Genomic DNA, 15,504 nt, shown 5'->3' with positions numbered 1-15,504 from the left:
CTTCTTTGTTTTTTAAAATCGTATCTTTTGTAAGATTACATGACCAAATGCAACTAAAGAGGCATGATTATACTATATCTTTTTATCGGAACCATAATTGCCATAATAGGAGCTGTACCCATAGGTGCAGTTAATTTGGCAGTAATTAACACCTCTATCAAGGAAAATATCAAAAAAGCTTCATACGTAGCATTAGCGGCGGGTATCGGCGAGGTATTATTGGCACTTTTTGCATTACACTGTAGCATGGAGTTATCCGATTTCTTTCAAGAGAATAGATGGATTCAAGTTGCCTTTATCACCTTATTTTTTTCTATTGGAATCTATTTTATGGTAATCAAATCCAAAGAAAATAACACCAAGACAAAATCCAAATACAAAACAAAACTACCCAAATCTAAATTTTTAACTGGATTCTCTTTAGCATTACTTAACCCACCCGTAGTTATTTATTGGATTATTGCTATTTCGCTCACTAACAAGTATATTTTTGAATTAACTGCTCAAAATCCTATTTCATCGCTCGCATTATTTTTCTTAGGCATCTATCTAGGTAAAATCACTACACTCTACTTTTATGGTAAATGGGGAAACAAAATGTCTCAAAAACAAGAAGGTTCAAAAACAAAACTTCATAGAATCATTGGTATCGCTTTAATTACAATATCTTTTTTTCAAGGCATAAAATTCATCATAGATTAATTTAGTGTTAATAGCAACGTACCATTTTTTTATTGGATTATACAAGTAAATCACTGTATATACTCTTACATTTGTTCATGTTGTGATAAAAAAACATTTGATCATGATTGAAAATGACCTCAATTCTAAATTAAAATTATCAAAAGACGAAATGAAAAAATATGGCTATCAAGTAATTGACCATATTGTAGATCATTTCGAAACTCAAAAAGATAAAAAGCCAGTTGCATTAGCAACAAGAGAAGAAATGGATTCTTTACTTGCAGAAGATATTCCTAACGTGCCTTCGCCTGCTAATGATGTTCTTGATTTTGTTATGAAACAAATCATACCTCATAGTAATATTGTATCTCATCCAAAATCTTATTCTTTTGTTCCTGGCCCCAGTAACTACATTAGTGTAATGGCAGATACTTTGGCTACCGGATTCAATATATTTTCAGGTGGTTGGGCTGCATCTCCTGCCGCCGCCGAATTAGAGATCGTAACTATGAATTGGTTATTAGACATTTTTGGGTTCCCCACAAAAAAAGGAGGTGGTATATTTACTAGTGGTGGTTCTATGGCCAATTTAACAGCTTTGGTAACGGCGCGAAGAATAAAATGTGGAAGTGATTTTTCTAAGGCCACCATATACCTTTCCGATCAAGCACATTCATCAAATATAAAAGCTATTAAAGTTATTGGATTTAAAAAAGAACAAATTCGCATTATCCCAACAGATATCGAATTTAAAATATCCTTAAATAAATTAAAAAACATAATTGCAAGAGATCGTTTGGAAGGATTACAACCCTTTTGTATTATAGCATCTGCGGGAACTACCAATACCGGAACTGTAGATCCTCTTGAGGATATGGCCAATATATGTAAGGCCGAAAATTTATGGTTTCATATAGATGGTGCTTATGGTGGAGCTGCTATATTATCAGAAAATGGGAAACAACTTTTAAAAGGTATAGAACGTGCTGATTCGTTAACTGTAGATCCTCATAAATGGTTTTTTCAACCTTATGAAATGGGATGTTTGTTGGTTAAAAATCATGAATGGTTAAGCAGTACTTTTACCGAAAAACCAGAATACCTTAGAGACATAGAAGGCAATCAATCTGAAATTAATTTTTATGATCACGGCATCCAATTAACTAGGCGTTTTCGTGCCTTAAAATTTTACATGTCATTAAAGACCTTTGGATTAGATTCTTTTAAAAAGGCCATAACTTACAATATCGACCTGGCAGAACAAACTGAAGCTCTTTTAAGAAAAAGTGTACTATGGGAAATTACTTCTCCGGCAACATTGGCCATCATCAATTTTAGATATAATCCTATACAACAAAATCTCTCTGAAGAAGAACTCGATCGAGTAAATCAAAGCATTTCTAAAAAAATAACAGATTCTAGAGAAGCATTATTAGTCACTACTGTTTTACAAGGTCAAGTTGTACTTAGAATGTGCCTTATTAACCCAAGAACTACTCTTGAAGACATCACTAACACACTAGAACAATGTGAAGTTTACGGTAAAGAAGAGTTAGCAATAATTAACGAACAAAATTAATTAATAGTTAATCGCACCACATATCCTTCATTGTTTCGCACATTAAAAACAGTATTGTCTTCAAAAATAAGATATTGACCCTTAATCCCTTTTAAAACACCTGCATATTCAGGTGTTTTTTCAAGGTTAAGACTTTTCAATTTATCAGGATATCTAAGCACAGGAAAATCTAATTTGGTTTCTTTTCCATTTTCAATAAAGTACTCTTTAACCTCACCAGGAATAAAACTTTTCATCTTATCTTTAAACGCTACGAGATCTTCATCCACAATTTCATTTTTTAACATGGTACGCCAATTTGTTTTATCTGCCACCTGATCTTTTAATGCCACTTCAGTAATTCCTGCCAAATATCTATTTGGCACTTCAACAATCTCAATAGCTTCATGAGCTCCTTGATCTATCCAACGTGTTGGCACTTGTGATTTACGGGTAACTCCTACCTTAACATTACTCGAATTAGCCAAATACACTATATGAGGCTGAAGTTGTGCTTTTTTTTCAAACTCAAGATCTCTATCCTCAACACCTAAATGCGCTGTACTTAGCTCAGGTCGCATTACCCAATCCCCCACTTGAGGTTGATTATAAAAATCGTCATAACAATACCCTTGTCTAAATATCTTCTTATTCTTACCACAAGCAAGACATTGATAACCTACGAAAGCTATACTCACTTTTTTATCTAATAACTGATTGATATGAATAAAATCAGATTCAAAAACTAGGTAATATTGAATAGGACTCCCTATTTCTGTTTGCATCTTGGTAAGCACCCCTTGATATTGCATAAAGTTGTATTATAAATTAAGGTTCTGGGAAGAATGTTATTATTTTTACTATTTTAGTTTTCAGATCACAACAATCTGAACACAAATAAACCACAATTTTCGCATAAATATACATCAAAAAATGCCAATCCCATTAGTTAATTCTATTGCCAGCTGGTTCTTAAAAAAACGATTTCATCAAATGGAACTTTTCTTAAAGTATCCTAATGAAGTCCAGCTTGAATTATTACATGTGCTATTGGAATCAGCAAAAAATACCGAAATTGGGAAAACGTACGATTTCTCTTCTATATACAATTACGAAACATTTAAAGAACGTGTTCCTATTCGATCCTATGAAGATTATGAATCTATGATCGAAAGAAGTCGTCTTGGCGAACACAACATATTTTGGCCTACTCCTATTAAATGGTTTGCCAAATCTAGTGGAACAACTAGTGCCAAGAGTAAATTTATCCCAGTAAGTCAAGAATCTCTTGAGAATTGTCATTTTGCTGCTGGCAAGGATCTTTTATGCATGTATCTTAATAATAATGAAAATGCAAAACTCTTTACAGGAAAAAGCCTACGCTTAGGAGGCAGTAAAGAACTTTATAAAGAAAACGGCACTTCTTTTGGGGATTTATCAGCAATAATTATAGACAACATGCCTTTTTGGGCAGATTTTAGCTCTACACCCAGTAGCGAAGTCTCTTTAATGAGTGATTGGGAATTTAAAATGAAGGCTATTGTTAATGAAACTATTCAAGAAAATGTAACAAGTCTAGCTGGTGTACCCTCGTGGATGCTCGTTTTGCTTAACGAAGTACTCGAAGCCACCGGTAATGAAAACCTTTTTGAAATCTGGAATAACCTAGAAGTATATTTTCATGGAGGAGTTAGTTTTGAACCTTACAAGGATCAATACAACAAAATTTTGCCCAAAGGTTCTTTTAAGTATTATGAAATATACAATGCTTCTGAAGGTTTCTTTGCTATACAAGATCATAATGACTCTTCTGAGCTTTTATTAATGTTAGATTATGGTATATTTTATGAGTTCATCCCAATGGATAGTTATGGTTCTAAAAATGAAAAAGTGATACCACTAAGTGAAGTAGAAGTGGGAAAAAATTATGCTGTTATTATTACCACCAATGCTGGATTATGGAGATATCAAATAGGAGATACTGTACGTTTTACATCTATCAATCCTTATAGAATTAAGGTATCTGGCAGAACTAAACATCACATTAATGTATTTGGCGAAGAATTAATTATTGAAAATGCAGAAGAGGCTTTGAGAAAAACCACCAAAAGTACCAATAGTGAAATCGTAGAATACACCGTTGCCCCTATTTTTATGGTAGGAAAAGAAAAAGGTGCTCATGAGTGGATTATCGAATTTAACAAACCACCAAAGGATATTGATCAATTTAGATACCTTTTGGATCAAAATCTACAACAGGTAAATAGTGATTACGAAGCCAAACGATACAATAACACTACACTAAACTTACTCGAAATACAAGAAGCGAGAAAAGGTTTGTTTTATGACTGGTTAAAAAAGAACGACAAACTTGGCGGACAACATAAAATACCTAGACTTTCGAATAAGAGAACGTATATTGATGAATTATTAGAATTAAATAGTGTAAACTCCTTCACTTAAACACTCAGTTACAATCGTTTAAAGAAATTGACCTTTTTTGATCAAAGTATGGTCGGGAATATGATCAAAATTATGGTTAAACCGTAAAATAAGTATGTGGGAATTGTAAATTTTAACAAAAAAAAGTGTTTTTCATCGACCAAAAAAAGCGTTTAATCTAAAAATTAGTGAATTGCTTTTTGACATCTGTTTTTCATATTAAATTTGTTCCCAGATAGTTATAAATTTTTCAAAGTCCCAAAATATGAAAACTACGATATCTTGTTTTATTTTTTTACTCTCAGCTACGGGAATTAGCGCACAAGAAATCAATACAACAACTCTTGATGATAATAGGAATAATGAAGTTGCTGAAGTTGTAAAAACTAACACGGACATTTCTTCATACCAATCATCTCAAAAAGATTATACATTAGAAGAAAAAATAATATGCTACAGTGAAATTTCTAAAGTTACTTTTTATGAAGCTTTGATTCGTCAAAACAATTTTGATATTCGACTTAAGGATAGTCAGATTGTATTAAGAAATACTGAAGACATCATTACCAACAACAAACAAAGAATATCATATTCTGATTAAATAGATTCATCCAACTAATCAACCAACAAAAAACACCTTTATATCTGATATAAAGGTGTTTTTTTATGTCAACACTTTATAAAAAGTGTATGTAATTAAATCATCCCTAATTAAGAAACGGCTTTTAGTTTTTTAATGGTTGATTTATTAAGTTTCTTTTCGGCATAGTCCTTAGTCACCCTAAATTCCTTTTCGTCACTTTCTGGCAGCTCAAACATTGCATCTGTCAAAATAGCCTCACATAGTGACCTTAAACCACGAGCACCAAGTCTATACTCCATCGCCTTATCCACAATATAATCTAATGCTCCATCTGTAATAGAAAACTCAATATTATCCATTTCAAACAACTTCTTGTATTGCTTAATAATAGCATTTTTTGGTGCTGTCAAAATAGATCTTAGTGTCTCTGCATCTAAAGGGTTCATGTATGAAAGCACAGGTAGCCTACCTATAATCTCAGGAATCAATCCAAAATCTTTTAAATCCTTAGGTATAATATACTGCAATAGGTTGTCTTTCTCAATAGCATCTTCACTTTTAGAAGCGCTATATCCGACTGCTTGCATATTCAAACGTTTTTGAATGATTTTTTCAATTCCGTCAAATGCACCTCCTGCAATAAAAAGTATATTCTCTGTATTCACCTCAATAAACTTTTGATCAGGGTGTTTTCTACCTCCTTTGGGTGGCACATTTACCACTGTTCCTTCTAAGAGTTTTAACAATGCTTGTTGAACTCCTTCACCAGAAACATCACGTGTTATACTAGGGTTATCACTTTTACGCGCTATTTTATCGATTTCATCTATAAACACAATTCCGCGTTGCGCTTTTTCAAGATTATAATCTGCAGCTTGAAGTAATCTTGTTAAAATACTTTCTACATCTTCTCCTACATATCCGGCTTCAGTAAGTACTGTTGCATCTACAATTGCTAAAGGCACGTTAAGCATTTTGGCAATTGTCTTAGCCATCAATGTTTTTCCTGTACCCGTTTGTCCAACCATGATGATATTACTTTTTTGAATCTCAATCTCATCTTCGGTCTGGGGTTGAAGTAGACGCTTATAATGATTATAAACCGCTACAGACATTACTTTCTTGGTAAACTCTTGCCCTATCACGTATTCATCCAAGAACTTCTTAATAGCCATTGGCTTACGCAGCATTAATTCACTACTAAGCTCTCCGGTTTCTTCATCCTTGGCTTCTTCTACTACAATTCCATGTGCCTGAACTATACATCGGTCACAAATGTGCGCATCTAATCCAGCAATCAATAAATTAGTTTCAGGCTTCTTTCTCCCACAAAAAGAGCATTCTAAATCTTCTTTGGCCATCGTTATTTAGTTTCTATTTCATCATAATTTATACATCTGCTTACAAAACAGATTACATATATAAACTCCTCTTCTTTTTAAAAGCAGTATTTATTCTCTAGTCAAAATTTCATCAATCATTCCATACTCAAGAGCTTTATCGGCTTTCATCCAATAATCTCTATCACTATCTTCATAGACTTTATCATACTTTTGCCCAGAATGTTTTGCTATAATCTTATATAATTCTTCTTTTAATATAAGAATTTCTCGTGCTGTAATTTCGATATCACTTGCTTGTCCTTGCGCTCCTCCTAATGGTTGATGAATCATCACACGGCTATGAGGCAATCCAGAACGTTTCCCTTTTTGTCCAGCACACAACAATACTGCGCCCATTGATGCGGCCATACCAGTACATATAGTGGCAACATCTGGCTTAATAAACTGCATTGTATCATATATTCCTAAACCTGCGTATACACTTCCACCAGGCGAATTAATATATATCTGAATATCTTTTGTAGAATCTACACTTTCCAGAAACAATAATTGCGCCTGAACGATATTGGCAACTTGATCATTAATTCCAGTTCCTAAAAAAATAATACGATCCATCATCAATCTAGAAAAGACATCAAAAATTGCAATATTCATTTGACGCTCTTCTATGATATTAGGAGTCATTCCTGTTGGATACATACTACTCACAATCTGATTATAGTAGTTACTATTAATCCCATGGTGCTGAGTAGCGTATTTTTCGAATTCTTTACCGTAATCCATATTTCTTTTTCTGTAAATTTTAATTTATAAAAAAGGCGTTAACCAAATGATGGTTTAACGCCCTAAATATAAGTATAAATTCCTTAGTAAATTACAACATTAATTATTTGTAAACTTCTTTTATGAATTCGTCAAAGCTAACCTCTTTTGTTTTAAGCTTAGCGTTCTCTTTATAATAATTTAACAACTTTTTACTCATTAATTGCTCAGAGATTCTTTTAACTTCATCTTGATTTGATAATATTCTGGCAGCGATATCATCCAACTCTTTATCTTCTGGCGAATTTTGTCCAAATTGAGCCATTTGACCTTTGATTAATTCTTTTGCAAATGCTTTAAGTTCATCAAAAGTAACCTGAAGATTATTATCATTGATGATTTTACCCTCGATCAATTGATAACGTAATCCTTTTTCGCTTTTTTCAAACTCATCTTTGGCTTGATCTACAGTCAAAGGTTGTTCTCCAGTTGCCTGAATCCATTTTTGCAAAAACTCCACAGGAAGTTCAAATTTAGTGTTTTCTAAAGCAGCCTCAGTAATAGCATTAAGTAATTGTTGTTCTGATTGTTGTTCGAATTGCTTCTCAGCATCTTCTTTTATCCTATCTCGTAATTCAGTTACTGATTTTATAGCATCTGGACCATATAACTTATCAAACAACTCTTTATCCAAATCTGCAAGCTCTTGCGTATTTATTTCTGTTACAGTAAAAGCTACCTCAACATCCAAATCATGAGCATCATCCTGAGAGATTTTTAACGCATTAATCAAATCATGATCATCATTAAATAATCCCTTTGTTTTTAATGTAATAGTGTCTCCAACCTTTGCACTTAAAAACTTGTCAAGATTTCTTTTTCCTTTAACTTTCTCAAGAGAAACAGTTGTTGGATTATTAATTTCCTTTTCTTCATTAACAAATGAACCCGCAATTAAATCTTCCTTTTCAGCTACATCTTTAGGGATTAGTTTCCCGTATTGTTTTTGGATGGTTTTGATTTGATTATCAATCATCTCATCATTAGCAACAATTTTATAATGTGTTATTGCTTTTTTTCCATTCAATTTTACCTCAAATTTTGGTGCTAACCCTAACTCGAATTCAAAAGAATAATCTTCTGCTTCCCAATCAAAATTTTCTTGTTCTTTAGGTAAAGGATTACCTAAAACATCCAATTTCTCTTCAGTCAGGTATTTATTTAAAGCATCTTGCAATAGTTTATTAACCTCATCAACCAAAACTGCTTTCCCGTATTGTTTCTTAACCAACCCCATAGGAACATGGCCTTTTCTAAACCCAGGAATATTCGCGTTTTTGCGATAATCTTTAAGTATATTTTCTACCTTATCAGTATAATCTTCTTTGGCGATATCGACAGTTACTACTGCGTTTAATTCGTCTAATTGCTCTTTTGAAATATTCATTATCTCTACGTTTACTACTAAAAATTGGGTTGCAAAAGTAATACTTTTTTACATCACAACAAATTTTTAACTCTCTGAAAAACAGTTAGCTTTTATCTTTTTTCAAAATTGAATGTAGTATCGATTGAAATATTGATAGCAAAACACTAAAGACCAGTGCCCATAGCCATCCGTTTACATTAAAACCAGGGATAAAATAATCTGCCAATAAGATGATTGCAGCATTAATTACCAACAAAAACAATCCCAACGTCACAATTGTCGCAGGAAGTGTAAGAAATACTAATATAGGCTTCACAATAGCATTTAGAATTGCTAATACCACAGCTACAATCAAAGCACTTACATAATTATTTACTTGAGCTCCTGGTAAAATTTCGGCTAGTACTAATACTGCCACCGCGCTTAAAAGAAGTTTTAAAAAGAATTTCATGATGTATACTTATTATTAATGTATGAATATAAAAAAACCTGCTAACTAATTAGCAGGTTTTTTTATATTTAAGAAATTGATTCTATATTAATTTACATCATTACTTAATGTAACGGTCCCGTAATCTCCAGGGTTAACACGTGGTAAATTTGCATCATATGTATCTTGAATAGCGTCAATTATTCCATTTGTCACTAATGCGTGAGCTCTAGGAGTAGGATGCACTCCATCAAGAGAAAAACCACCTCCAGTAACAAAATCAGAAGTAATAATCCCACCATCAAATGGTATACCCCCGTTAGCCGCTTGAGCCAAATCAGTAGCCACATCATAAAACGCCAACCCATTCGCTGTTGCTAGTCCAGCGATAGTGGTGTTAAATGAAGTTCTAGCATTAGAAATAGCAGTTAGCTCACCAGAATCTAAAGCGTCTTGGTCATTGATTGCATTAATAGCTGCAATTACCAATGCCCCTTGCTCTGCAGTAGGCATTCCTCCAGCTTGAAGAATCCCTAATACCTGAAGAACTTCAGGAGTAAGCACTACAGATCCATATCCTTGAGCCAAAGCAGCGCTATCAATTGTAAGCACCAATAACTCTTCTTCTGTCATTTGTCTAAATCCAAGAGGATTAGTTGCAGAAACATCGGTCTTGATCAAAAATCTATTTGGTCCAGCATTAAAAGTAATAGCATATTGCGCAGCTACGGCTTGTGCCTGTGCCAAAGGAACTCCTGTTCCTGCTATTTGAGCTGTAACTATACCAGCAACTGCTTGAAAAAATCCAGTTAAACTACCAGCCGTAGCAGCATCCAAAACTAAAGCGTTATTAGGAACAGTTGTAAAAAATGGAAGAGAAGAAACATCAGGTAAATTCAATACCACACCCTTAGCTCCATTTGCAGTTAGTGCTCCAAGTAAATCATTATAAACTGAAGCAAACACATTACTGTTTGTTATATCATTTCCTCCATAAGTTGTAGGATCTAAATTACCAGTTTCATTATGATCTACTCCTACACCACCAGAAGTAGCATAACTTAAAATATCATTATTACCTATCCATAAACTAAAGAAAGTAGGGTTTTGCGCAACAGCATCACCAATCACAGTAGATGAAGCAGAAGAAGCGAATCTAGCGTAATAAGGATTTGCTTGTCCTGTTGCTACACCCGCTACGTTTCCGTAACCTGGAGCGGCTAAGTGAAAACTCTTTGCTCCTGGCACACCCAAATTATTAAATGAGCTTCCTAGGTTTGTAGAAATTTCGGTTGTAGGGGCAGCACCTGTATATCTTGCCGGCCCAGGGTTACCTTGAGCGTCAAACGCCAATACAAATCTGTTTTCTAAAATCTGAGTTCCGCCAAGTAATGCACCACCAGCATTATCTGCCATTAATGGTTGCGTAAATTCTCCACCACCAGCTAAAGCAAATTGCTGTGATAATATATTAGGAAATGAATTTTCTTGTCCTGTAATGTATAATGCTCCATCTGCAAAACCAGCAGTAAGCGAATTTCCTAATGCTAGGAAATTACTAAAATCGGCTTCTCCACTTGTAAATACACCTGACTCATCTATTGGATTATCAAATTCTGGTTCACAAGCGACTAAACCAAGTGCCAGAATTGCTAGATATTTTATATTTTTCTTTATCATCTCTAATTACATTTTATAAGTTAAACCAAGTCCTGGCGCAAATGCGCTTGATTTATATGTTCCGCTAAAAGGAACTCCCTGTCCGTTTTCTTGATAAAAATCATAAGAAGCGTCAACTTCTTCGAATCTTAAATAAAAGAAAGAAGCATCGATAGCTAACTTAGGCGTTATTGCAAAACTTAAACCTCCAGAAAATCCATCAGAATCATTACGAGGTGTTTCTGGTGCAAAGAAACCTTCTTGTACCGGTGATTCATCTCTATAATATCCTGCTCTAAGTGTAATTTTTTCTGTTGCCTCATACTGTAATCCAAATCGGTATACAGAAGAGTTCTTATAGTTACGTGGGTTTACAGAATCAGGACCTGTAGGAGTATTTCCGAAATCTATATCCAAAGATTCATAAACATCCCAAAACTGTCTGTTATAATCAAAAGCAAATAACCATTTTTCAAACTGGTAAGAAAGTCCAACTGTTAACTCTGCTGGTAATGGTAATTCTGCATCGAATGTTGTTGATCCATTAGCAAAAGGAACTGCCGGTGAGTTTGGAATATTAGTAAAGGTAGCATCTCCTCCTTCAGCTTCAAGAATAATCTCACTACGATAATTAAATCCTATACGAAAATTCTCTGTAGGGTTAAACATAGCTCCAACACTCCATCCCCAGTTACTAACACCAGAATCATCGATAGTTACATTAGAACGATTTCCTTCAAAATCTGCTAATGTTCTATTCAAATTACGATTAAAGTTTACAGATCCAGTTACATAAATCGGTCCACCACCAATACTAAAATGATCAGATAATTTAAAAGAAACTACAGGTTGAACATAAATCGCAGCAAGTTCTATATTGTTTACTAAGTGAGATCCAGGCCAATCAGTAGGCCAAGTTACTTCACTACCATATGGTGTATACACACCAAGCCCTACGGACATCCACTCATTCACTTGGTAAGAAGCATAGAGATTTATAGGAGTTCCTACAGAACTATCTGTTTCAGAAGATATTCCTAGATCTTCATTTTGATAAATTACATCTGTAAAAATCCCACTAGCACCTACACTCACATTTAGTTTATTCTCAAGGAACACCAAACCTGCTGGGTTAAAGAATACAAGTTCTGCACTATTCACTACAGCTACTCCTGTATGGCCCATTGCCATTGCCCTCTGCCCTTGTACACTAACTCTATATCCACCAGCATAAGTGACTGTAGCCACCGAGATGAATAGAACTAACAATAGAAGTTTTTTCATAATAAATTAGAATATTTTTTTTGAATTTGTAAAATTGATTTTCCAAAAATAAAGGAAAATACCAATTATCCAACGAAATCACGAAAATATTATGCATACATAGCATTTTTTATTTATTTATTGACAAATTCTAATACCTCTGTCAAAAAATCTGTTGGATTTTCGGCATGTAACCAATGTCCCGCAGATGAAATTTCTCTTATCGTAACATCAGGAAATTGTCTTTGTATTCGGGTTTCATCTTCCTGAAGGATGTAATTAGAATTTTCTCCTTTAAGAAACAATGTTGGGCCACTAAAATCATAATGACTAGGAAGCTCTACTCCTATTTCTTGCGAATTCTGAATCAACACTTTGAGATTTATTCGAAGCCCTAATATTCCTTTTTCTTTCCAGTACAGGTTTTTCAAAAGAAACATTCGAACTCCTATATCAGAAACATACTGGCTTAGGTCTTTATCTGCTTCGCCTCTTGATTTTATATGATCAAAATCCAATGCACTTAAACCGTCCAAAATATCCTGATGATGCAATGGATAATATTTAGGCCCGATATCGGCTATAATTAAGCGACTAACTATATCTGGATATTGCGTAGCAAAAAGCATTGCCGTTTTACCTCCCATAGAATGCCCTAACAGGTAACAGTTTTTTAAATTATTCTCTCTACAATAGAGTTCTAAATCCGCAGCCATGATCTCGTAACTAAACTCTTCATTATGCGGGCTTCTTCCATGATTTCGTTGATCCAATAGATGCACTTGAAAACCATGTTCTGAAATTTTCTTTCCTAGCGTTTTCCAGTTATCCCCCATTCCTAAAAAACCATGAAGGATAATAAACGGTTGACCTTCTCCTATTACATTTCCATATAATTGCATATTATATACTATTTAAGACGATGTAAATACATGTTAATCACATTTTCTAATCCAAGGTAAATAGACTCGCTTATAAGTGCATGACCAATAGAAACCTCTAATAAACCAGGTATATTTTCTTTAAAGAATTTGATGTTATCCAATGACAAATCATGGCCAGCATTAACCCCCAAACCACTATCTATTGCTACCTGAGCACATTGGGCATAAGGTTCTACAGCAGCTTTGTTACCTTTTATATATTCTGAAGCAAATTCTTCGGTATATAACTCAATTCTATCCGTCCCCGTCTCTGCTGCTCCTTCAATAATATCTTTTTTAGGATCCACAAATATTGACGTTCGAATTCCGTTATTTTTAAACTCGGTTATTACTTCTTTCAAAAAGCCTTTATGCTTTTTCGTATCCCAGCCTGCATTGCTGGTTATTGCATCAATAGCGTCAGGAACCAGAGTAACTTGCGTAGGTTTAATCGACAAAACCAAATCAACAAATTTAGGAATAGGATTTCCTTCAATATTATATTCTGTATGCACAATAGGTTTTAAATCGTAGGCATCTTGATATCTAATATGTCTCTCATCTGGCCTTGGGTGTATAGTAATACCTTGCCCTCCGAAATCCTGAATATCTGATGCTACTTTAAGCAAATTTGGAGTATTCCCCCCTCTAGAATTTCTTAAAGTTGCTATTTTATTAACGTTAACACTTAACTTTGTCATGATTTTTGATGTCTTTATCTAAAAAAGCAAAAATACGAACTTGGGAACGCCTTGTTTGTATATTTTTTGATTATTTTGCATAATATAGCACCCCAAAAAAATATGAAGACAAATTTGTACGTAGTTAATGAAATAGCGCCATTGGATATTGCCGTAAAAGTCACGGATGCACAGCTATTATTTAATGAACTCACATATACTCATTTCCCTGTTATTAAAGACAATATATATATGGGATGTATTTCTGAAGCAGATATCAGGTGCTTTGAAACGGACAAAACACTAGATGCCTATCAATATGCTCTTGAAGGGTTTTATGTAAGAAAAGACAACAATTGGCTTGATATCCTAGAGGCATTTGCACAAAACAATTCTAACATCATGCCTGTTCTTGATGATAACAATAGATATTTAGGTTTTTTTGAATTAGGAGATATCATGAATTTATTTAATGAAACTCCATTTCTTAGTGAACCAGGGAATATTTTAATTGTAGAAAAGGGAGTTTTGGATTATTCGTTTAGTGAAATTTCGCAAATCATAGAATCCAATAATGCTAAAGTTCTTGGGCTATTTATTTCTAATATGGAAAATGACGTTGCTCAAATTACCATCAAAATTAACGATAGCGACATCAATAATATAGTACAAACTTTTAGAAGATATAGTTATAATATTGTTTCTAAACATCATGATGATTCATTTTTAACGAATCTTAAAGAACGATCTCAATATCTTGAAAAATATTTGAATATTTGACACTTTTTACCTAACCAACTAACACAAATCAAATCCTAATGAAGATCGGTATTTACGGACAGTTCTACCACAAGAATTCTGGAATATATATCCAACAATTATTGGAAACCCTTGATGAAAATGGCGTAGAAGTAGTTATTGAAAAGAATTTTCTAGAACTTATAAATCTTCATGACGAAATTGACAAATCGTATTCTCATTTCAGCACATTCGAAGAACTAGACACCTCTTATGATCTTTTTTTTAGTATTGGTGGAGATGGTACTATATTAAAGACAATAACCTATGTAAGAGATTTAGGCATTCCAATTGCTGGAATAAACACTGGAAGACTTGGTTTTTTGGCAACAATCCAGAAAGAAGAGATAAAAGAAAGTATTGCACTCATTCTTGACAAAAAGTTTTATCTCTCTCCACGAAGTTTGGTTACCGTAGAAACCTTACCTGCAACTCAAGAATTTGGCGTACTAAACTTTGCAATGAATGAAATCGCGGTTAGCAGAAGAAACACCACCTCGATGATCACGGTTCACACAAGTCTTAATAATGAATTTTTAACTTCGTACTGGGCAGATGGTTTAATTGTTTCAACACCTACTGGATCTACCGGTTACTCACTAAGTTGTGGTGGCCCCGTAATGATGCCGGATGCCGAAAGCATGATGCTCACACCTATTGCCCCTCATAATCTTAACGCAAGACCATTGGTTATACCCGATACCCAAGAAATAAAACTACAAGTATCTGGAAGAGAGGATACTTATTTGGTTTCTTTGGATTCGAGAATTCATACATTACCAAACGAAACAACAGTTATTATTAAAAAAGCTCCTTTTAAGATTAACATGGTAGTTTTACAAGAGGAGAGCTTTCTTAAAACATTACGCAAAAAGATGCTTTGGGGAGAAGATAAACGCAATTAAACAATAAAATCTATTAAAAAGTGTTTTTTAATTCATACTATTTTA

The 15,504-nt window shown here is 33.8% G+C and carries 15 protein-coding genes; 6 read left to right on the top strand and 9 right to left on the bottom strand.

The window, feature by feature from the left end:
* The first annotated feature begins 63 nt into the window (after positions 1-63).
* Both DK508_RS04875 and DK508_RS04870 read left to right on the top strand, forming a co-directional pair.
* Complete coding sequence (locus tag DK508_RS04875) at positions 64-702, top strand: LysE family transporter (protein WP_109299627.1); 639 nt, start codon at positions 64-66, stop codon at positions 700-702.
* Positions 703-805: 103 nt separating this feature from the next.
* A complete protein-coding gene (locus DK508_RS04870; RefSeq protein ID WP_109299626.1) occupies positions 806-2,263 on the top strand; it encodes an aspartate aminotransferase family protein in 1,458 nt (485 codons plus the stop codon).
* Here DK508_RS04870 and DK508_RS04865 read toward each other — a convergent pair.
* Positions 2,260-3,054, bottom strand: coding sequence for a DUF2797 domain-containing protein (locus DK508_RS04865; protein ID WP_109299625.1), 795 nt, complete (start codon positions 3,052-3,054; stop codon positions 2,260-2,262). The two genes, DK508_RS04870 and DK508_RS04865, sit on opposite strands and share 4 nt — an antisense overlap.
* A 121-nt stretch (positions 3,055-3,175) precedes the next feature.
* On the opposite strand from DK508_RS04865, the gene DK508_RS04860 reads away from it, so the two are divergent.
* On the top strand, positions 3,176-4,705 hold the full coding sequence (locus DK508_RS04860) for a GH3 auxin-responsive promoter family protein (protein ID WP_109299624.1): 1,530 nt from the start codon (positions 3,176-3,178) through the stop codon (positions 4,703-4,705).
* 244 nt (positions 4,706-4,949) lie between these two features.
* Positions 4,950-5,285: a hypothetical protein gene (locus tag DK508_RS04855; RefSeq protein ID WP_109299623.1), complete on the top strand. Its 336-nt coding sequence runs from the start codon at positions 4,950-4,952 to the stop codon at positions 5,283-5,285.
* 110 nt (positions 5,286-5,395) lie between these two features.
* On the opposite strand, the gene clpX is transcribed toward DK508_RS04855, so the two are convergent.
* The 8 genes from clpX to DK508_RS04815 form a co-directional block, all read right to left on the bottom strand.
* A complete protein-coding gene (gene clpX / locus DK508_RS04850; protein ID WP_109299622.1) occupies positions 5,396-6,628 on the bottom strand; it encodes an ATP-dependent Clp protease ATP-binding subunit ClpX in 1,233 nt (410 codons plus the stop codon).
* A 90-nt stretch (positions 6,629-6,718) separates the two neighbouring features.
* The gene (clpP, locus tag DK508_RS04845) at positions 6,719-7,393 is read right to left on the bottom strand and encodes an ATP-dependent Clp endopeptidase proteolytic subunit ClpP (RefSeq protein ID WP_109299621.1); all 675 of its coding nucleotides are present in this window, start codon (positions 7,391-7,393) and stop codon (positions 6,719-6,721) included.
* Between the two features lie 103 nt (positions 7,394-7,496).
* Complete coding sequence (tig, locus tag DK508_RS04840) at positions 7,497-8,819, bottom strand: trigger factor (RefSeq protein ID WP_109299620.1); 1,323 nt, start codon at positions 8,817-8,819, stop codon at positions 7,497-7,499.
* 85 nt (positions 8,820-8,904) lie between these two features.
* Positions 8,905-9,252: a phage holin family protein gene (locus DK508_RS04835; protein ID WP_109299619.1), complete on the bottom strand. Its 348-nt coding sequence runs from the start codon at positions 9,250-9,252 to the stop codon at positions 8,905-8,907.
* Between the two features lie 87 nt (positions 9,253-9,339).
* Complete coding sequence (locus DK508_RS04830; RefSeq protein WP_109299957.1) at positions 9,340-10,908, bottom strand: G-D-S-L family lipolytic protein; 1,569 nt, start codon at positions 10,906-10,908, stop codon at positions 9,340-9,342.
* Positions 10,909-10,917: 9 nt separating this feature from the next.
* The gene (locus tag DK508_RS04825; protein WP_109299618.1) at positions 10,918-12,174 is read right to left on the bottom strand and encodes an OmpP1/FadL family transporter; all 1,257 of its coding nucleotides are present in this window, start codon (positions 12,172-12,174) and stop codon (positions 10,918-10,920) included.
* Between the two features lie 113 nt (positions 12,175-12,287).
* Positions 12,288-13,055: an alpha/beta fold hydrolase gene (locus DK508_RS04820; RefSeq protein WP_109299617.1), complete on the bottom strand. Its 768-nt coding sequence runs from the start codon at positions 13,053-13,055 to the stop codon at positions 12,288-12,290.
* An 8-nt stretch (positions 13,056-13,063) separates the two neighbouring features.
* Positions 13,064-13,777 (bottom strand): pyridoxine 5'-phosphate synthase, encoded by a 714-nt coding sequence (locus DK508_RS04815; RefSeq protein ID WP_109299616.1) that lies wholly within the window; start codon positions 13,775-13,777, stop codon positions 13,064-13,066.
* A 102-nt stretch (positions 13,778-13,879) separates the two neighbouring features.
* Between DK508_RS04815 and DK508_RS04810 the strand changes: the two genes are divergently transcribed.
* Both DK508_RS04810 and DK508_RS04805 read left to right on the top strand, forming a co-directional pair.
* The gene (locus tag DK508_RS04810; protein ID WP_109299615.1) at positions 13,880-14,536 is read left to right on the top strand and encodes a CBS domain-containing protein; all 657 of its coding nucleotides are present in this window, start codon (positions 13,880-13,882) and stop codon (positions 14,534-14,536) included.
* Positions 14,537-14,574: 38 nt separating this feature from the next.
* Positions 14,575-15,459, top strand: a complete 885-nt coding sequence (locus DK508_RS04805) for an NAD kinase (RefSeq protein ID WP_109299614.1) — start codon at positions 14,575-14,577, stop codon at positions 15,457-15,459.
* Positions 15,460-15,504 lie beyond the last annotated feature (45 nt).

The organism is Aquimarina sp. AU474, from assembly GCF_900312815.1.
Lineage (GTDB): Bacteria > Bacteroidota > Bacteroidia > Flavobacteriales > Flavobacteriaceae > Aquimarina.
Note: the sequence above shows the minus strand (reverse complement) of the source record. Positions and strands in the feature narration are given on the sequence as shown.

Bases quoted from the DNA above. Each gene is read 5' to 3' on its own strand.
- DK508_RS04875 (WP_109299627.1), top strand. From the start codon at position 64: ATGATTATACTATATCTTTTTATCGGAACCATAATTGCCATAATAGGA.
- DK508_RS04870 (WP_109299626.1), top strand. From the start codon at position 806: ATGATTGAAAATGACCTCAATTCTAAATTAAAATTATCAAAAGACGAA.
- DK508_RS04865 (WP_109299625.1), bottom strand. From the start codon at position 3,054: ATGCAATATCAAGGGGTGCTTACCAAGATGCAAACAGAAATAGGGAGT.
- DK508_RS04860 (WP_109299624.1), top strand. From the start codon at position 3,176: ATGCCAATCCCATTAGTTAATTCTATTGCCAGCTGGTTCTTAAAAAAA.
- DK508_RS04855 (WP_109299623.1), top strand. From the start codon at position 4,950: ATGAAAACTACGATATCTTGTTTTATTTTTTTACTCTCAGCTACGGGA.
- clpX (WP_109299622.1), bottom strand. From the start codon at position 6,628: ATGGCCAAAGAAGATTTAGAATGCTCTTTTTGTGGGAGAAAGAAGCCT.
- clpP (WP_109299621.1), bottom strand. From the start codon at position 7,393: ATGGATTACGGTAAAGAATTCGAAAAATACGCTACTCAGCACCATGGG.
- tig (WP_109299620.1), bottom strand. From the start codon at position 8,819: ATGAATATTTCAAAAGAGCAATTAGACGAATTAAACGCAGTAGTAACT.
- DK508_RS04835 (WP_109299619.1), bottom strand. From the start codon at position 9,252: ATGAAATTCTTTTTAAAACTTCTTTTAAGCGCGGTGGCAGTATTAGTA.
- DK508_RS04825 (WP_109299618.1), bottom strand. From the start codon at position 12,174: ATGAAAAAACTTCTATTGTTAGTTCTATTCATCTCGGTGGCTACAGTC.
- DK508_RS04820 (WP_109299617.1), bottom strand. From the start codon at position 13,055: ATGCAATTATATGGAAATGTAATAGGAGAAGGTCAACCGTTTATTATC.
- DK508_RS04815 (WP_109299616.1), bottom strand. From the start codon at position 13,777: ATGACAAAGTTAAGTGTTAACGTTAATAAAATAGCAACTTTAAGAAAT.
- DK508_RS04810 (WP_109299615.1), top strand. From the start codon at position 13,880: ATGAAGACAAATTTGTACGTAGTTAATGAAATAGCGCCATTGGATATT.
- DK508_RS04805 (WP_109299614.1), top strand. From the start codon at position 14,575: ATGAAGATCGGTATTTACGGACAGTTCTACCACAAGAATTCTGGAATA.